This is a genomic window from Flavobacterium palustre, assembly GCF_014639535.1.
Lineage (GTDB): Bacteria > Bacteroidota > Bacteroidia > Flavobacteriales > Flavobacteriaceae > Flavobacterium > Flavobacterium palustre.
On record NZ_BMGA01000008.1, the window covers coordinates 38805 to 56883 of the forward strand.

Annotated in this window: 24 protein-coding genes; 21 read left to right on the forward strand and 3 right to left on the reverse strand. The window is 38.2% G+C overall.

The features are described from left to right. The first annotated feature begins 1 nt into the window (after nucleotide 1). The 16 genes from IEV84_RS13710 (at nucleotide 2) to IEV84_RS13775 (ending at nucleotide 9210) form a co-directional block, all read left to right on the forward strand. The gene (locus IEV84_RS13710) at nucleotides 2-223 is read left to right on the forward strand and encodes a hypothetical protein (protein ID WP_188494887.1); all 222 of its coding nucleotides are present in this window, start codon (nucleotides 2-4) and stop codon (nucleotides 221-223) included. A 1-nt stretch (nucleotide 224) separates the two neighbouring features. Further along, entirely contained in the window at nucleotides 225-506 is a 282-nt protein-coding gene (locus IEV84_RS13715; RefSeq protein WP_188494889.1) for a hypothetical protein, read from the forward strand. Continuing rightward, entirely contained in the window at nucleotides 499-855 is a 357-nt protein-coding gene (locus tag IEV84_RS13720) for a hypothetical protein (RefSeq protein ID WP_188494891.1), read from the forward strand. Before IEV84_RS13715 ends, IEV84_RS13720 begins: the two co-directional genes overlap by 8 nt. Next, nucleotides 852-1145, forward strand: a complete 294-nt coding sequence (locus IEV84_RS13725) for a LysM domain-containing protein (RefSeq protein WP_188494893.1) — start codon at nucleotides 852-854, stop codon at nucleotides 1143-1145. The genes IEV84_RS13720 and IEV84_RS13725 overlap by 4 nt, the downstream gene beginning before the upstream one ends. Before the next feature lie 2 nt (nucleotides 1146-1147). After that, entirely contained in the window at nucleotides 1148-2020 is an 873-nt protein-coding gene (locus IEV84_RS13730; protein ID WP_188494895.1) for a nucleotidyltransferase, read from the forward strand. Next, nucleotides 2010-2495, forward strand: a complete 486-nt coding sequence (locus tag IEV84_RS13735; protein ID WP_188494897.1) for a hypothetical protein — start codon at nucleotides 2010-2012, stop codon at nucleotides 2493-2495. Before IEV84_RS13730 ends, IEV84_RS13735 begins: the two co-directional genes overlap by 11 nt. Continuing rightward, entirely contained in the window at nucleotides 2488-3267 is a 780-nt protein-coding gene (locus IEV84_RS13740; protein WP_188494899.1) for a hypothetical protein, read from the forward strand. Before IEV84_RS13735 ends, IEV84_RS13740 begins: the two co-directional genes overlap by 8 nt. Before the next feature lie 184 nt (nucleotides 3268-3451). Further along, on the forward strand, nucleotides 3452-4120 hold the full coding sequence (locus IEV84_RS13745) for a hypothetical protein (RefSeq protein ID WP_188494901.1): 669 nt from the start codon (nucleotides 3452-3454) through the stop codon (nucleotides 4118-4120). 11 nt (nucleotides 4121-4131) lie between these two features. Beyond that, nucleotides 4132-5691 carry a hypothetical protein gene (locus tag IEV84_RS13750; protein WP_188494903.1) on the forward strand — a complete coding sequence of 520 codons (1560 nt, stop codon included), beginning with the start codon at nucleotides 4132-4134 and terminating at the stop codon, nucleotides 5689-5691. An 11-nt stretch (nucleotides 5692-5702) separates the two neighbouring features. After that, nucleotides 5703-6044: a hypothetical protein gene (locus IEV84_RS13755; protein ID WP_188494905.1), complete on the forward strand. Its 342-nt coding sequence runs from the start codon at nucleotides 5703-5705 to the stop codon at nucleotides 6042-6044. 17 nt (nucleotides 6045-6061) lie between these two features. Beyond that, complete coding sequence (locus IEV84_RS13760; protein ID WP_188494907.1) at nucleotides 6062-6568, forward strand: glycoside hydrolase family 73 protein; 507 nt, start codon at nucleotides 6062-6064, stop codon at nucleotides 6566-6568. Between the two features lies 1 nt (nucleotide 6569). Then, complete coding sequence (locus IEV84_RS13765; RefSeq protein WP_188494909.1) at nucleotides 6570-7142, forward strand: hypothetical protein; 573 nt, start codon at nucleotides 6570-6572, stop codon at nucleotides 7140-7142. Nucleotides 7143-7302: 160 nt separating this feature from the next. Further along, a complete protein-coding gene (locus tag IEV84_RS16575) occupies nucleotides 7303-7437 on the forward strand; it encodes a hypothetical protein (RefSeq protein WP_262891688.1) in 135 nt (44 codons plus the stop codon). Nucleotides 7438-7439: 2 nt separating this feature from the next. After that, on the forward strand, nucleotides 7440-8129 hold the full coding sequence (locus IEV84_RS16530) for a hypothetical protein (RefSeq protein ID WP_229732693.1): 690 nt from the start codon (nucleotides 7440-7442) through the stop codon (nucleotides 8127-8129). Nucleotides 8130-8131: 2 nt separating this feature from the next. Further along, nucleotides 8132-8557, forward strand: coding sequence for a GNAT family N-acetyltransferase (locus IEV84_RS16535; RefSeq protein WP_229732694.1), 426 nt, complete (start codon nucleotides 8132-8134; stop codon nucleotides 8555-8557). Then, nucleotides 8554-9210, forward strand: coding sequence for a formyltransferase family protein (locus IEV84_RS13775; protein ID WP_188494911.1), 657 nt, complete (start codon nucleotides 8554-8556; stop codon nucleotides 9208-9210). The genes IEV84_RS16535 and IEV84_RS13775 overlap by 4 nt, the downstream gene beginning before the upstream one ends. A gap of 319 nt (nucleotides 9211-9529) precedes the next feature. Here IEV84_RS13775 and lpdA read toward each other — a convergent pair whose 3' ends face one another. The 3 genes from lpdA to IEV84_RS13790 all read right to left on the reverse strand — a co-directional run bounded on the left by lpdA (nucleotide 9530) and on the right by IEV84_RS13790 (nucleotide 13448). Then, nucleotides 9530-10918: a dihydrolipoyl dehydrogenase gene (lpdA, locus tag IEV84_RS13780; RefSeq protein ID WP_188494912.1), complete on the reverse strand. Its 1389-nt coding sequence runs from the start codon at nucleotides 10916-10918 to the stop codon at nucleotides 9530-9532. A 350-nt stretch (nucleotides 10919-11268) separates the two neighbouring features. Beyond that, nucleotides 11269-12300 carry an iron chelate uptake ABC transporter family permease subunit gene (locus tag IEV84_RS13785; protein ID WP_188494913.1) on the reverse strand — a complete coding sequence of 344 codons (1032 nt, stop codon included), beginning with the start codon at nucleotides 12298-12300 and terminating at the stop codon, nucleotides 11269-11271. Nucleotides 12301-12305: 5 nt separating this feature from the next. Continuing rightward, a complete protein-coding gene (locus IEV84_RS13790) occupies nucleotides 12306-13448 on the reverse strand; it encodes an ABC transporter substrate-binding protein (RefSeq protein ID WP_188494914.1) in 1143 nt (380 codons plus the stop codon). A 99-nt stretch (nucleotides 13449-13547) separates the two neighbouring features. Here IEV84_RS13790 and IEV84_RS13795 point away from each other — a divergent pair, with 99 nt between their 5' ends. The 5 genes from IEV84_RS13795 (at nucleotide 13548) to cobC (ending at nucleotide 18077) form a co-directional block, all read left to right on the forward strand. Continuing rightward, on the forward strand, nucleotides 13548-13910 hold the full coding sequence (locus tag IEV84_RS13795) for a C1orf53 family protein (RefSeq protein WP_188494915.1): 363 nt from the start codon (nucleotides 13548-13550) through the stop codon (nucleotides 13908-13910). 412 nt (nucleotides 13911-14322) lie between these two features. After that, entirely contained in the window at nucleotides 14323-14838 is a 516-nt protein-coding gene (locus IEV84_RS13800) for a bifunctional adenosylcobinamide kinase/adenosylcobinamide-phosphate guanylyltransferase (RefSeq protein ID WP_066328837.1), read from the forward strand. A gap of 200 nt (nucleotides 14839-15038) precedes the next feature. Continuing rightward, nucleotides 15039-16715 (forward strand): nicotinate-nucleotide--dimethylbenzimidazole phosphoribosyltransferase, encoded by a 1677-nt coding sequence (gene cobT, locus IEV84_RS13805; protein WP_188494916.1) that lies wholly within the window; start codon nucleotides 15039-15041, stop codon nucleotides 16713-16715. Between the two features lie 49 nt (nucleotides 16716-16764). Further along, nucleotides 16765-17571: an adenosylcobinamide-GDP ribazoletransferase gene (locus IEV84_RS13810; RefSeq protein WP_188494917.1), complete on the forward strand. Its 807-nt coding sequence runs from the start codon at nucleotides 16765-16767 to the stop codon at nucleotides 17569-17571. Beyond that, nucleotides 17556-18077, forward strand: a complete 522-nt coding sequence (cobC, locus tag IEV84_RS13815) for an alpha-ribazole phosphatase (protein ID WP_188494918.1) — start codon at nucleotides 17556-17558, stop codon at nucleotides 18075-18077. The genes IEV84_RS13810 and cobC overlap by 16 nt, the downstream gene beginning before the upstream one ends. The last annotated feature ends 2 nt before the right edge of the window (nucleotides 18078-18079 follow it).

The window sequence follows — 18079 nt, forward strand, 5'->3', positions numbered from 1 at the left end:
AATGGCAGCAATAACAGAGGCACAATTAGCGACATTAATAAAGGAAGCTTTCGACTTTGACTCAGATAAAGACGGCGTTAACCCGGCAGAGGCCAGAGAAAGACAGGCCAACAAAATAGCGGCGGCCATTCGACAATTTGTCGTTGGAAGAGAAACCGTCGTAACCGGAACCTCGGCCACGGGCGGAGCGGTAACCGGAACAGGTACAATAAAAGCGAACTAAAATGGCGGGAAAAGGAATCTTACTAGACGAAAACAATGATTTACTGATAATCGGTAAACGTATGGTGGTGGGTGATTCTCAAATGCAGGAAGTGGCTATTATTTTAGAAATGAATCAAGGCGCTTTAAAATCGAATCCGGTTTTAGGGGCGGAACTGATCCAGCTACTAAAAGGAAACGCCACCAAAGCCGACATTGAACGCCGCGTGAGGATTCATTTAGAAAAAGACGGTAAAGATTATGCCGCCATTAAGAATAAAATAAATACTGTAATTCATGTTTGACATTATTAGTCCATACTTCGACGAAGTCGTAACCGCCACCTTAGGAGGTTTTATTGGCTGGTTCTTTACTCGCAAGCGCCAAAACGTAGATATCAAAACTACCGAAATTGAAAACGATTCTAAATTGGTTGGCCTCTATAAGGACGCGCTGGATGATTTACCCGCCCGCTATGAGGAAAGGTATAAACACCTGGAAGAAATGTCTAAAAACATTGAAGCCCTTTTTGAGAAAAAAGAACAGGTGTTGTTACAGGAGATTGCCTACCAAAAAAAGCAGGTTGCTTTGTACAAAAAAATGTACGATGATAAAGTGAAGGAGTTTAATAAATACAAACGTGAGCATCCATGAGGGTACTATCAGGACAAAGTTTATTAGATATAGCCGTACAGGTTGACGGATCGGTGGAGACTGTTTTTGAGTGGGCTTTGGCAAATGACAAGTCCATAACCGACAGGTTAACACCAGGGGAAATATTAGTCGCTCCCGGCAGCGCCTTAAGAGAGAAAGATATTGCTAATTATTTTTACGGGATCCAGAAGAAACTGGCCACCGGCATAACCGCTCAAAACCACGAATTAATTGTTCCTGACGATGGAATTGGAGCAATGATAATAGGATCAACATTTATAGTAAGCTAAGCATGGCAAGAAGTAAGAAACAAATAAAAGCAGAAATCACCACACCATTTATGGCAAATGAAACTTTGGCGGCAAAATATGGTTTTGCTGTGGGGGCTTCGTTTGACGCGGAGTTTTCGCTGGTGACTTTGGAGAATATTCTTTTTGAAATTGTGGCTTTGGCGTTATTTATACACGAGCAGTTTTTTGACCAGCACACTATAGAAGTTAACGAAAGGCTGGCTAATGAAAAAGCGGGAACGCTTCCCTGGTACCGCACGATGGCTTTGCGCTTTCAGTACGGTTTTGACTTGCTTCCCGATACCGATGTTTTTGATAATGGCGACGCCACGGCGGAACAAATTGAAGCTTCAAAAATTATCAAGTATGCGGCGGTTAATGAAGCCCAGGACAGTAGCCGAGTGATATTGAAAATTGCGGGTGAAACTGACGGGGTTTTAACTGATTTTGACAACCCTTTACAAGTTGAAGCTATTGAGGCATATATCAACGAAATTAGAGTGGCGGGCGTTCCCGTTACGATTATTAATTATAAGGCTGATAAGCTGTATTTGAATTTAAGAATCAAACGTGACCGGTTAGTACTGAATGAGTCGGGAATGAGCAAATTAGATGCTAATTACCCGGTGAATGAAGCCTTGCAGGAATTTATGAAGGAACTTGATTTTAATGGAGAATTAAAACTTTCGGCTTTAGTGGATAAACTTCAAGTTATTCCTGGTGTTCTTGATGCAACGGTAATAAGTGCGTCGAGTGCGTGGATTGATCCCGCTCTTGACGGCTACGGAGTTCCTCAACCGATTTTTGTTTCCAAGATAGCGGAAAGCGGGTATTTTGAGATTGTAACCTTTGACAATATTGAGTATGTGGCATAACATTGACTGGAACATATTTGCTCTTGATAATATTCTGCCCACACTCAGGAAGCCCGGCCTTTCGGCATTGGCTCAAATTGTTTTGAAGCCGTTAAATTCTTTGTATTACAAATGGTACAACTGGCGTGTTGATAACATTTATAAGCTTGAACACACTGGCCAAATATGCTATTTGCGTGGTTCATTGAATGATAAGTTTGACCCGGTTGAAAGGCGAATTTATATCGGTAACGGATTGCTTTATGACACGCAATACATTTTTACTGAAGCTGAGGAACAGGATGTTTGGTTAGAGACCGACGATGAGGAGGAAACGATTTGGTTAAGGACGGAAAGTGAGACGGCCGACACGGGACTTGATTTTATTGTGTATGTACCTGAGGCAATTTACAACAACCAATTGGACGGGCTTAAGGCTCATATTGATTTTTACAGAGCAGGCGGAAAACGCTATAATATTTTAATAGATGAATAGATCGAATTTTAATCAAACGGGCGGTTATCCGTTGAAAACGGAACGACTGCAAGAACTGCAAACGGCGTACTCGATTTTCAATGCCTTAGGAGCTTTGGCGGGCAACTTGACTATTATTTCGGGTTGTGCTGTGGCCGGCTCTGACGTGGGTGACGGCTATGTTTATATTAATGGCGAATTATTAGAATTCAAGGGCGGGGCATTTGATGAAAATTCGACCGTAATTATTATTGAAGAGGCGGTTAATCGTGCTTTTAAAAATGGAGTGGTTAAGCAGGTTCACACGATACGTTATGCCACTTTTGGGACTAATCCGGAAACTTCATGGCCGTGGGCTGATTTCTACCGTTGTGACACTTTGAAAAGCATTCAAAGCCGGTTATTGCCTCCGGGTACGAATCCGCAATTGTATTGCGGTTCGGTTGAGGATATACCACAAGGTTGGCACTTGTGTGACGGACTTGACGGACGACCAAATTTAAAAGGACAATTCATTGCGGGTTATGATCCTGATGACCCCGATTATAACGCAATTGGGAATACAGGAGGAACAAAAAAAGTAACATTGCTTGGTATTAATATGCCCGCGCTGAAATTTACTTATTCAAAAATAGTTCAAATAGGAAAATCCGTCCTTCAGTATGACGCTGTAGGTGATAAAGAAGGTGCGAGTTATCAAGATGCTGATACTAACACGATAGGTAATTCTACTCCTTTCGACATAAGACCCACTTATTACACATTAGCTTACATTATTTATCAAGGAAATTAATAACTAAATACGGAATGAGATTGCTTCGTTCCTCGCAATGACTATGGCAAATTTAGCACAGATATACGACTGGTTCATGACAGGCAAAAAGCCTACACAGGCTCAATTTTGGGCATCGTGGGGTAGCTTTTGGAACAAAGAAGAATCGATACCACAAAGCGCAATTTCCAACCTTTCCAACACTTTGAACGCAAAGGCTGAGAAAGCTCAATTTGACGCGCACAAAACCGCTGCCGATGCACACCAGGCGTTGTTTGATTTAAAGCAATCTTTGACTGATAAAGGCGCACAAGGTGGTTATGCTCCATTGGACGAATTTACCAAGTTGGCAGCTGAGTATTTGAATATTGTGGATGATGTGGTGACGGGTGGTTCTGACAGCTTATTGAGTGCGGAACAGGGTAAGGTTTTGCAGGGGCGAATTGATGGAATAATGGAGCTTTTGGAATCGGACGATATTAATTTGGACACGGTTCAAGAGATTGTAAATGCCATTAAAGAAGTCGAAACTTCGCTTGAAACTATTTTAGTGAATGACCTGACAACGGGCGGAACTACTAAGGCTCTTACTGCTGAAATGGGTAAGAGTTTGAAAGCTTTGATTGATGGGTTGGAAAGTAATAAGGTTGATAAGGTTGCTTTTGATAATCATGTGGCAAAATCAAAAATTTACGACATCGGTCAACTTCAGGTTTTTAAAAAACTGGCTCTTAATCATGTTGATTATCTAGCTACACAACAACCGGGTGATTATTGTATAGGGTTTGTCTATAACAATGCCGAGGAACTAGAATTTATAAGTGCCGACTATTTGGGAGGCGATATAACGTTAAAAAGCAGTTACGATATTTAAATTAATATATTATGAAAAATAACATCTTATTATTGTTGGCGTTTTCTTTGGCGTCATTAGGATATGGCCAGCAGACTATACCTCAAAATTCCAAATTAAAAATCACAAGAAACATCGAAGATAATACGGCAACCAGAATAGTGGTTCAAAGTACAACAGATGAATTGAATTATATCCATAAAGATAGTTTGAAGTCTCAAATAGGCTTAGGGAATGTGGATAATACCTCAGATTTGAATAAGCCTATTTCTAGTGCTACGCAATCTGCGTTAAACTTAAAATTGAATTCTAGTGCATTAACATTACAATCAGTATTAAATCAAGGCAATACTTACACCGTAGATTCAGGCAATTCTGCTTTGAATATGTCAACAGGTACAATTAATAACAGAATATTTGATATAACATCAGGCGATGGAACAAATAATGGTAAGTTTGGAGTAACAAAATTTGGATCATATTTGCAATCCGATTATTCCATGTCTAGTGGATGGTTTTCAACAGTTAATACATATAATGGAAAGTTTAATATATTTCAGGATTACAATGCTGGTGTATATTCAACTACAATTGATATGGTTGACCCAGTAGCTGTAACAACTTTAAGATTTCCTGCTAAACAAGCAGGTGTATATACTTTAGCTACTACTTTTGATGTTGCGATACCTGTTTCTTCTTCAGTATCAGGTATAGTTAATAATACTTCTCTACAAGAATTAGGAGGAGTTGATAAATTAATTAATGGAGTTAGAATCGGCAAAGGAAATACCTCCTTAGCAACTAATACTGCTTTAGGATTAAATACTTTAAATACTATATCATCAGGATCTCATAATACCGCAATTGGGAATGTTTCCCTACGTTATACTGACACAGGAGCTTATAATACTTCGGTAGGATCGAAATCTTTAGAATTAAATACTTCAGGAGGGTTCAATACTTCATTAGGAGCATATTCATTAGCTAAAAACACAACCGCGGGTAATAATACTGGTGTAGGATATGGTTCCTTTTATAATAATATAACTGGCACTTCTAATACAGGATTAGGTTCGTCAACAGGTTATAATGCGGTTTCATCATTTAATACATTTATAGGATCTGGTGCAGGTTCAGGCGTAGTAGGTACACCTATTAGCGGCGGCAACAATACTTTTGTTGGAGCAAGTGCAGGCGCTAGAATTAGTACTGGAGCTAATAATGTTATAGTAGGCTCTACAACGGATAATACTCAATTAGGAACTATTACAACGGGGTCTAACAATGTTATATTAGGTACTGCAATTACTGGTATTACCACAGGTTCGGGAAATGTTATAGTAGGTAAAGTTGCAGGATTAGCCTCAAATCTTAATAATAATGTTGTATTAGCTAATGGTGTTGGTAATATAGCAGCACAACATGATGGTACAAATTGGACTTTTTCCGGACAAATTAACAAATCTAATTTAGACACTGCACCTACATCATCTACTGATGTTGGAACAACAGGTCAAATTAGAATAACTTCAGACTATATATATGTATGCGTTGCCACAAACACGTGGGTTAGAACAGCTTTAACTTGGTAAAATAAATAATTATGAAGAAATTTTTAGATCTTTTATTAGGTACATCCGATGTACCTACCTATATGGCAGCCTTGTTATTTGCATTGATAGGCGTAGCCATTGTGTTGCTGCTAAAATCTAAGAAAAGAGATAAAAACAGCCCTAATACACCGTATCATTTTGATGTTTGGTTTTTAATCCAGGACAACTTGAAAGAAATCATTTTAGGGTTGCTGTTAATCCTTATGGCGCTGCGTTTCTCAATGGAGTACGCAGGTGAAAATTTAACGATGTACTATGCTTTTGGTGTTGGATTGTCGTTGCAAAAGGTTTCGAGCTGGATTTCTAATGTTGAATTGAAAGCAAGGCAGTAACTTTTTAAAAATAAATTATGACAGCAAAATTATTTGTAGATAAAAACCTCCCACACGCTAAGAGCGTAGAGCAAAAAACAGGACTTACAGCCGTTGCAATATTAACTCAGGCAGCACTTGAAAGCGCATGGGGGAAAGTGGCACCAGGAAATATGTTTTTTGGAGTAAAAGACACGGATGGCATTAACGGAAATGAGCAGCTAATCACGACAACGGAATATACCAGGACTGCTAAAAATCCGATGCCTGTTCCTATATCGTCAACTCCTGTTTTGATTAAGGGAGTTAAAATGTTCAAGCATAAGGGCAAGGACTATTTTAGAAAATACAATAGTCCGGAGGATTCGTTTAATGATCACGCGCAATTCTTTTTTAAGAATAAACGCTATACCAAGGCTTTAGCCGTAAGAGGAGACTATAACCGCTTTTTTGAAGAAATCGCAAAGGCCGGATATGCCACCGACCCGAACTACGCTGACACCTTAAAGGCGGTTGCAAAGTCGGTCGTTAAATACATTAAGTAAGATGAAAGAAGGATTTTACATTTTGATTTTAATGGCTTGTTTGGGCTGTAAAACCAAGGAGGTAACGGTTGCAAAATCATTTGAAAAAGAAAGCGCTGCTATGAGCCGGCACTTTGATTCGTTGTTTCAATTGTCTTTAAAAATGCAAATGGAATGGCAAAGGAATCAATCGTCATTGGTGGATAAGCTGAGCCTGTCGAGCTTGGCAGAACCGGACAGCTCAGGCAATCGAAAGCCGTTTCATTACAAGCATTTTGTTGATGGACAACTGAAAGAAGAAATCTTTTTACAGGGTGGCGAAATCAATAAAGAAACGTCTAAAAATGAATCAAAGGATTCCGGCAAGCTAAAAGAAGATAAAGCCGAAAGCGGACAGTTTGAAAGCGATGTAGGCGCAAAAGCTGCATCGGACAAAAGCACAACAGATAAGAATAAGAAAGCTGAAGTAAAAGGCTTTCAGTTTGGATTCTATGTTTGGCTGTTTGCTATTATCATTGCGCTATTGGTTTTGCGCTGGATAGCCAAGAAATTTAAACTTTTAGACAGGTTTAAATTGAATTTAAAGGGGGATTAAATAGTCCCCCAGCATTAAAATAAAGCTTCTCACACCTAATTTTAATCACAGAGCCCACAGGCTACTGGAGGACATAAGTCTTTCAGTGCTTGTGGGCTTTGCTGTTTGTGATAATAAGGTGTGAGAGTGACAAAGGTAAAACAATAAACGATAAATAAAAATGGCAGAAAAAAAGAAATTTAACTACAAAGAGCAATATGGCGTTATTGTGATTTGTGAAACCGAAACAGAACAAAAAAAAGTCTTCGAAGATTTACAAAAAAAAGGGCATAAACTTAAAGTAGTTACGGTATGATAATGAAAGTAGAACACAACGGAAAAGATTTTGAGAGCTACCGCGCGCAAAGAGTAAAATCCCTTTTTAACGCCGAAAGCGGTGCTAACTGGGTAAATGAATTTAGTATTGACATTGACGACATTGACTGGGGCATTGGCCTAATTGTGGGCGCTTCCGGGAGTGGTAAAACGTCCATCGGCAAACAGTTTTTTGGTACCGATAAAATCATTAACCTTTATGAAGGTTGGGACAACTCTAAACCCATAGTTGACTGTATCGCCCCCGATGGCGATTTTAATCAAGTAACGGCCGCACTTTCGGCGGTTGGCTTGGGCGACGTCCCTAGTTGGCTACGCCCATTTAAGGCACTGTCTAACGGCCAGCAGTTTCGGGCAGGACTGGCGCGTTTAGTAACCGAAGCGCCGGGCGAGGTTGTTGTTGACGAATTTACATCGGTAATTGACCGCCAAATTGCCAAAATTGGGGCTTTGGCTTTTGCCAAGAGTTGGCGAAAGAACCAAGGCAAAAAAGTAATTTTATTATCCTGCCATTATGACGTTATCGAATGGCTTCAACCAGACTGGGTGTATGACGTAAACACCAAAGTATTAAAAAAAAAATTGCCGTCGGGAAACGACCGGATATCCAACTTGACATTTGGAAGGTCAACGGAACTTACTGGAAGTTTTTTAAAGAGCATTACTATTTAGATTTGCCTCACCCACCGGCGGCGGAGTACTTTGTAGGCACGGTTAACGGGGAACTGGTGGCACACGTGGCCGTTTGTCCCATGTTTACGGCTAAAGCATACCGCGCCACACGTTTGGTTGTTATGCCGGAGTGGCAGGGAGCGGGCGTTGGAACTGCATTTTTAAATGAGGTGATGCAATATCATTTAGACGGTCACGGCCGTTGCAACCGGGAGTACTACACTTTTTTCCATACCTCACACCCTCAACTTTGTGGCTATTTGCGCCACTCGGACAAATGGGAACAAACCGGAGCGATGCTTTATGGAAGCAACAAAAAGCGTAGCGGAGAAAGTATTATTAAGACCGGAAAAAAAGGTGGTATTACCGGCTGTGGCTACGGCGGCCACTTTAGAGCGGTTCAGAGTTTTAAATATTTAGGAAAATGAAAAAAATAAAAGTTTTTATAAGTGGCCAAAAGTATTTTGGCGAACAGGTACTGCGCCTGTGTAATGAATTGGAATTTATTGAAGTTGTGGGCGTGTGCGCGCCGATGGACGATAAGTATATTACTAAGACAGCGCGGCTGTTTTCTATTCCTGTTATCCCCGCCGGCACATTAAACGGCGATACGATGCCCGAAAATGTTGATTTGGGTATAACTGCCCACTCATTCGATTATATTGGCAAGCGTACACGCTATAAGGCCAAAATTGGTTGGATTGGGTACCACCCCAGTTTATTGCCACGACATCGTGGACGCTCATCAATTGAATGGGCGGTGCGTATGCGTGACGCTATAACGGGCGGTACGGTGTTTTGGCTCAATAGCGGCATTGACAGGGGCGATATTGCCGCGCAGGATATTTGTTTCATTGATCCAAAATTGTACGGCCTAGAGCCAAAAAAAGCGGCAAAAATACTCTGGGAGCATGAATTGCAGGACATGGGGCTACGCCTGCTTACCGAAACGCTAACAGATATTAGCCGGGGGATTATAACCAAGCGACCGCAAAAGCGGGAGTTTAGCACCTTTGAGCCTAATACAGACACCAAGGATGTATTTAAACCTGATTTGTTGATGTTGGAGCCTCACAAATAAAAAAGCCCCGCTTTGGGGCTTTAAATGCTTTTTAAATGATATTTAAAAGTTGTTTAGATATGTGTTAAGCATTTTAATTGTTTAATATGTATTTTATTTTTTTTGGTACTTTTCGTTTTGAAATTGAATATTTTTCGTTTTTCCGATTATACTCCCGATTTTTTATCGGGAAGCGGGAGCCTACAGCCCGACCCTGGTGGAACGGAGTGGAAGCAGGGGCACGCCCAAAAAAAAAGTCATAAAAAAAATCCGACTGGTTTGCACCAATCGGATTTCTATAATTATAAGGATGAGATTGCCCCCTTCCTCGCAATGACTACTAAATGTGAATTACCTCACCGTAAGCAGCGGCTACAGCTTCCATAACTGCTTCACTCATTGTTGGGTGTGGGTGGATCGCTTTAAGGATTTCGTGACCTGTAGTTTCCAGTTTACGGGCTACAACTGCCTCAGCAATCATATCAGTAACTCCGGCACCAATCATGTGACATCCTAACCACTCACCGTATTTAGCATCGAAAATTACTTTTACAAATCCATCAGCATTTCCTGATGCTTTTGCTTTTCCTGATGCTACGAATGGGAATTTTCCAATTTTTAAATCGTATCCTTTTTCTTTAGCTGCTTTTTCAGTTAAACCTACAGAAGCAATTTCAGGAGTAGCATAAGTACAACCCGGTACGTTTCCGTAATCGATAGCTTCTACGTGCATACCAGCAATTTTCTCTACACAGTTGATTCCTTCAGCAGAAGCTACGTGAGCCAAAGCCTGTCCCGGAGTAACATCACCAATAGCGTAGTAACCTGGGATGTTAGTTGCGTTGTAAGCGTTTACTAAGATTTTATCTCTGTCAGTAGCAATACCTACTTCTTCTAATCCGATGTTTTCAATGTTCGTTTTGATACCAACAGCTGATAATAAAATATCTGCTTCAAGAATTTCTTCTCCTTTAGCGGTTTTAACGAATGCTTTTACTCCTTTTCCTGTAGTATCAATTTTCTCAACAGAAGAGTTTGTCATAACAGTAATTCCGGATTTTTTCAAAGCTTTTTCAAATTCTTTAGAAATATCCTCGTCTTCTACAGGAACTACGTTTGGCATAAACTCAACGATAGTAACCTCAGTTCCCATAGAGTTATAGAAGTGAGCAAATTCCACTCCGATAGCTCCTGAACCAACAATAATCATCTTTTTAGGTTGTTCCGGTAAAGTCATTGCCTGACGGTAACCAATTACTTTCACACCATCTTGTGGTAAGTTTGGCAACTCACGAGAACGAGCTCCGGTAGCAATAATAATATGATCCGCACTGTATTCAGTAACTTTTCCGTCTTTATCAGTAACGTCTAATTTTTTTCCTGGTTTTAATTTTCCAAAACCATTAATAACGTCGATTTTGTTTTTCTTCATCAGGAAAGTAATTCCTTTACTCATTCCATCAGCAACATTACGGCTACGTTTGATAACAGCAGGGAAATCCTTGTCAAATTCAGAAACAGTTAATCCGTAATCGGAAGCGTGTTTTAGATAATCAAAAACCTGAGCCGATTTCAATAATGCTTTTGTTGGGATACAACCCCAGTTCAAACAAACTCCACCTAAGTTTTCTTTTTCAACTACGGCTACTTTAAAGCCTAATTGTGATGCTCTAATGGCAGTTACATATCCGCCGGGACCACTTCCTAAAACAATAACGTCGTATTTCATTTCTATGTATTTTATTAGTTTTTTATTTGTAAAAAATGAAGTTTGTCCATGTGGTCTTCATCTTCTGCAGCTTACTAAATTAATTGAGACTGCGAATTTAAGGATTTATTCTGTTTTTGAAACTCACAAAAGCACAAACTTTTAACAGAATGCTGTTTATAAACCACGATTTTTCGAAATCTAACAAAATAGGCTTTGTTTCTTATATATTTTTAGAGATATGTCAATGATGTGTCTGGCTTTTAACCGCTAAGATTACAAAGTATTTCGCAAAGGACTCAAAGCTTTGTGTTCTTTGTATTTTTAAAAAGAATGATTTGTATTGCGTTCTTTGCGGTTAAAATTTAAAATCAACCCACCATTTTTTGTTTTCGTAACAACAACCAAATCACGATTGGTGCACCAAAAATAGAAGTTACCGCATTAATAGGTAAAGTAATTTCACCACCGGGAACCTGCGAAATAGTATCGCAAATCAACATGATAATAGCTCCAAAAAGCAGTGTGCTCCAGAATAGAATTGTATGATTACTGGTTTGGAAAACGAGTTTGGCAATATGCGGAACTGCCAGGCCAATGAAGGCTATCGGACCTGCAAAAGCCGTGATACTCCCTGCCAGAATACTGGTTGCCAAAATGATAATTAATCGTGCTTTGTTGTAATTCAATCCTAAACTTCGGGCGTAATTTTCGCCAAGAAGCAAAGCATTCAAAGCTTTGATGCTGGCTAAACTCAAAAGTAATCCTGTTATAACACAAACAAATAAAATAACGATAGAAGTCCACGAAAGATTGCCTAAATTTCCCAGAGACCAAAAGGTGAATTTTTGCAGTTGTTCGGCAGTACTAAAAAAACTCAAAGTCCCTACAATTGCCGTACTTAAACTACCAAACATCAATCCGACGATTAATATAGTCATGGTGTCCCGCAGGCGAATAGAAACTAATAAAACCGCCAATAATACAAGAGAACTCCCAATGGTTGAAGCTAATACAATTCCGTAAGGAGAAAGTACTATTTCCTGTAAAAAAGCAGGAAGTAAGCCTGCTCCTAAAATGGTAAAAGCAACACCTAAACTAGCTCCCGAACTCAATCCCAAAACATAAGGTCCGGCTAAGGGATTTCTAAATAAAGTTTGCATTAATAATCCACTTACAGAAAGTCCTGTACCTACTAAAATTACTGTTACAGCTTTTGGTAAGCGGTAATTGATAATGATGTACTCCCAGGTCGATTTGCTGGCATGTCCACCAATTAAACTATGGTACACTTCTTTGAAAGGAATCGTTATTGAACCCAAGCTAATGTTAGCAAAAAACAAAAAAAGCAGTCCTGCTACAAGGTAGAAAAATAGAATGGTATTTCGTTTTTGGTTTCTCAAGTTAATTAATTTAGTTTTTGTACAAAAGTAAAATTATAATCTGGCAATAATTCAGGGTGAAAAATTTTGATGTAATCTTTCAAGACTAAGTCCGGTCGGCTGGGAGCTAATTCATAATACACCGTTCCTCCGGTTGCGCCCAGTTTACTTTCAAAGCTGTAAATGTTTTTTTGAGTAAAAGCGTCAAACTGGCTGTAATGGGGATTGCTGTCAGCTAGTTCCTTTAGACTTTTATACGAACTGGTAGCGATCCAGATATTTGCATCTTTGGCTTTTTCCAGTATGCTTTCAAAAGACAGACCTAAACTTCCACTTCCTTCAGTTTTTGCCCATAAATAATTGGATTTGGCATCTTTCATAAATTGGGCAACCCAACTTTTTCCTTTGGCTACAAACCATTGATTTTGATACATCGAACCGTATAAAACGGTTGATTCGGCTTTTTGATTGGCCACTAATTTCAGAGCCTCGTTGTAATTTTTTACAATATTGTCAAAAAGTTTTTTTCCTTCTTTTTCTTTGCCAAATAAGGCTGCGTACAATTTAATCCATTCGGCTTTTCCCAGTGGTGATTGCTCCATCCAATCGGCCTGGATGATGACTTTTAAACCGCTTTTTTCCAAATTAGCAATCATAGGATTGTTGTTGTCGATACCAAAAGCAACAATGGCTTGGGGAGCTAAATCAATCAGTTTTTCCATGTTTAAGCGTTCGTTTTGACCTACATTTTTCACTGTCCCGGCATCAATCAATTTTCGGGTTTTTTCAGAAGAAATATAGTCCGTGTGAGGAAATCCAATCAAAGATTTTTCCACACCAAGCATTTCCAAAAAAGGAACATTGGTAGTGGAAGTCACCACTATAGATTGTAATGGAACCGATAACTGTGTGTATTTTTGCAAGCTGTCCGGAACAGTAGCATTTTTTTCTTTTAAGATGTAAGTGAAATCTTTGTTGGCATCCGGCCATGGATTTATCACTTTGACTATCGAATAACCGTTGTATTTATAAATGGCAAGATTGCTCGAATATTCAATTTCGTTTTTTGCAGCTGTAATGGTTTTATTAGCAGTGTTTTCAGTTTTTTTACAGCTTACACAAAAACTAATAAGCAAAACGAAAAGGATTTTATACAAAGAGGTTTTCATAGTGATTTTCAAAATTTAAGGCAAAGGTATAAGAAAATCCATAAAATATCTTCTTTGTTTTTTTAGGATATAAAAATCAACAAACACTATCTTTACCTCATGAATGCTGTAAAAGTAAAACTATGTTCCCATTGCGGGATACACTTTGATTGTGGCGATATTGCTCCCGAAAAGAAATGTTGGTGCAATGATTTTCCGCCTATTTTTAATTTATCAGAAGGAGGAGATTGCCTTTGTCCGGATTGTTTTAAAAATAGCTGTGCAATAAAAATTGAAGAATACGTTGCTACCATAACACAGGAAACGGCGTTAAATAATAAAGCTAAATATTTACCTAAAACAACCAATCTGATTGAAGGAATCGATTATTATTTAGAAAACGGAAATTATGTTTTTAAACCCTGGTTCCATCTTAAAAGAGGCAGTTGTTGCGGAAATGGTTGCCGACATTGTCCGTACTAAATAGTTATTAATTATTAATTGTAAATGTTTAATTATGAGTGAAAATATTGTAAAAACTAAGAGTTTCAATTTTGCAGTTCGAATAGTTTTATATTATTCAAATATTGAAGTTTAAAAGATTTAACTGTCCTTAACTTCCGCAGTCGAGAGTCAAATGTTTGAAGAATACGTAAAAAGAAAAGCTGTTTGAGCGTAGCGAAATCGAAGATTCCTGAATACCAAAAAATAAATATTTAACTCATGAACAGTTCTTTTCTTTTAGTATTCGAAAACTAATTTGACCGACGAGGAAGTGTAAGACTTGAAATCGAAGATTCATGAATACCAAAAAACAATAATAAAGCATGAATATTTTTTTGTTTCTTTTTTGATCAAGCAAAAAAGAAAAATATTATTTAAAAAACAATTAAAAATGATTTATTTCATAACAGGAGGGGAGCGCTCCGGAAAAAGTAGTTATGCCGAAAATATTGCCAAAGATTTATCTTCAAGACCAATGTATGTGGCTACGGCTCGAAAATGGGATGATGATTTTCAAAAGCGGATTGACCGTCATCAAAAAGACCGTGATGAGCGTTGGATAAATATTGAAAAAGAAAAGTTTTTAAGCGAAATTGATTTTTCAGGACAAGTGGCTGTGATTGATTGCGTAACTTTATGGCTGACTAATTTTTTTGTAGATACTAAGAACGATGTCGAGTTGAGTCTGATTCAGGCTAAGGCGGAATTTGAAGCCGTGGCCAATCAACCCAATGCGACTATCATTATTATTTCAAACGAAATTGGTATGGGTGTTCATGCAGATACGCATATTGGTCGGAAGTTTACCGAATTGCAAGGTTGGATGAACCAATATTTAGCCAAAAAAGCGGATAAAGCAATCTTAATGGTTTCGGGAATTCCTGTTGTTATTAAAGGAGGATTATGATTTAACAATGGCAATAGCAATAGCAATAGCAATTTCAATTATAATAACAATGAAGAAATTCAAAAGCAATCGTAAGATACAATTTTAAAACATAGTTTTTTTTTTGAAATTGATTTTTGAAATTGATTTTTGAAATTGATTATTGATATTATAATTGACTTTTGCCATTGGTTTTTTGAAATTGAAATTAATTTTTTAGTATGAGCAATTTAGACGAAATAATAAAATCACGCCGCGATACCCGTCATTTTACCAATGATGCAGTTCCTGATGCTGTAATAGAGAAAGCATTGCAGGCGGGACATTGGGCGCCTTCTGTAGGTTTGACTGAAGCAACTAAATATTATATTATCAAATCTGCTGAGATTAAGAAAGCAGTTAAGGAGTTGTTTTTGGAATATGATAAAAAAGCAGCGGGATGTACTGATGATGAATTGCAAAAAATCCAATACCAGGCACTGAAACTGGAGGCAATCGAAGACGCTCCGTTAGGATTAGTGATTTGTTATGACCGTTCGGTGCTTAATCATTTTACCATTGGAACAGTGGGAAGTAATGAAGCGATTAAGTTTAGTGCAGTTTGTGCGGCTCAAAATATCTGGCTTTCGTTAACCGAACAGGGCTATTCGATGGGTTGGGTTTCTATTTTGAATTATTACCAATTCAAGAAGATATTGGGCTTGCCGGAGCATATTGAACCGTTGGGGTATTTTTGCGTAGGTAAGCCAGCTACAAATTATGAGAATCAGCCGATGTTGCAGCAATTGCATTGGAAGCATAAATCGGAAGCACCTTTTGTAGCCGAAATTACTCAGCTTTGTCCGGAAGAAGAAAAAGAAATAAAAGAAGATATAATTCATTCTGCTGCTTCGGATGTTTTGTTGAAAAATTTGCAAGATAAAATAGATCAAAAGACCAAACCCATAGGTTCATTAGGTGTACTTGAAAAAATAGCGAAACAGTTTGGTGAAGTTTTTCAAACATTGAAACCTAAAATCAAACAACCGCATATTGTTGTTTTTGCCGCCGATCACGGAATTGCCCAGCATGGGGTAAGCGCTTATCCACAAGATGTAACACGCCAAATGATTACTAATTTTTTGGAAGGTGGTGCGGCAATCAATGTGTTTTGCAAACAAAATAACATTGCACTTTCGGTAGTTGATGCCGGTGTGAATTATGATTTTCCATCCAATACCAAACTAATTTCGGCTAAGATTGACAAAGGAACCCATTCGTTTTTAAATGATTCGGCAATGAGTAAAATGCAAATGGAATTGTGTTTTAGCAAAGGAGCTGAAATTGTGATAAATATTGCAAAACAAGGCAGTAACTGCATTGGTTTTGGTGAAATGGGAATTGGGAATACGGCTACAGCTTCGGTTTTGATGAGTGTACTTTGTAATTTTTCTATCGAAGATTGTGTAGGCAGAGGCACGGGAGTTACTGACGAAAAACTGGAATTCAAAATAGATATTTTAAGAAAAGCTATTGAGAATTATCATGGTCCAAAGGATGTGGATTCTTATTTGGCTCATTTTGGTGGATTTGAAATTTTGCAAATGGCGGGCGGAATGCTTGAAGCTTATCAAAACAATATGATTTTTTTAGTGGATGGTTTTATTTGTAGCGTCGCTTTTTTAATAGCTTTCAAAAAAAATCCTGCAATATTGAAAAATGCTGTTTTCAGTCATCAATCGGCTGAGAAAGCCCATAAAAAATTGTTGGATTATTTAGAAGTTTCGGCAATTCTTCAGCTTGATTTGCGTTTGGGTGAGGGAACGGGTTGTGCTCTTGTTTTTCCAATAGTGCAATCGGCTGTGGCATTTTTAAATGAAATGGCCAGTTTTGAAAGTGCCGGAGTGAGTGAGAAGTAGATAACAGAATATAGAATGCAGATTTTAGAATTAAAGTATATATAAAATAATGAAAAAAGAACTCCATATATTTTTTACGGCATTGCTATTTTACACCCGAATTCCCTGTCCTGCAACTATAGACCATCATCCTGATTACTTAAACAAAGCTTCGAGATATTTCCCTGTAATTGGCTGGATAGTAGGAAGTATAGCTTATATAGTTTTTTGTTTTTCAACTTTTCTTTTTTCAAATGAAATTGCTGTTGTGCTTTCGATGATTGCCGGTATTTTGGTTACCGGGGCTTTTCACGAAGATGGTTTTGCCGATGTGTGTGACGGTTTTGGCGGAGGCTGGACTAAAGAAAAGATTCTTTTAATTATGAAAGACAGTGCTATTGGGGCTTTTGGTGCTATTGGAGTAGTGTTGTTGTTTTTATTGAAGTTTCAGAGTTTGATTCAACTAATAAGGATAAATCAAAATTCAAATTTTGGAATTTGGAATTTTAATATTGGAATTTTACTTTTATTCATAACTGCTCATTCTTTAAGCCGCCTGGCTGCTGTTTCTATTGTTTTTACCCACGAATATTCAAGAGAAGATGCGACAAGCAAAAGCAAACCGATTGCTCAAAATTATACATGGAAAGAGGTATTGGGTGCTTTCTTTTTTGGACTAATTCCTTTGTTGGTTTTGTCTTGTTTTCAATGGCAATTGTTTCTGGCTGTAATTCCGGTTTTTGTAACCCGATATTTTCTGGCGCGTTATTTCCAAAAATGGATTGGCGGTTATACAGGAGATTGTCTTGGAGCGACTCAGCAGGTTTGTGAAGTGGTTTTTTATCTTTCAGTAATTGCTTTATGGAAATTTATTTAGTACGCCATACCGAAACGGTTTGCGAAAAAGGCATCTGCTATGGACAAACCGATGTAGGTTTGAAAGAGCCTTATTGGGAACAATTTGAATCGATAAAAAAGCAAATTCCTGCTGATGCGATTGTGTATTCCAGTCCTTTGATTCGTTGTGTTCAATTGGCAAATCATTTATCTGAATCAATTATTACCGATTCCCGATTGATGGAAATGAATTTTGGTGGTTGGGAAATGAAAAAATGGGATGAAATTCCTGAAGCAGATTTTACACCCTGGATGACCGATTTTGTGAATGTAGCTGTTCCTAATGGCGAATCTTTTGTGGGTTTACATCATCGTGTAAGCAATTTTTTTACTGCTGATTGTATTAAAAATACCTCAAAACCTATAGTACTTGTTACTCATGCCGGGGTGATTAGGAGCATCTTGTGTACTATTTCAAATTTGCCTCTGAAAGAGGCTTTTACCAATAAAGTCGATTTTGGTGATGTTATAAAACTGGAATTATAGCT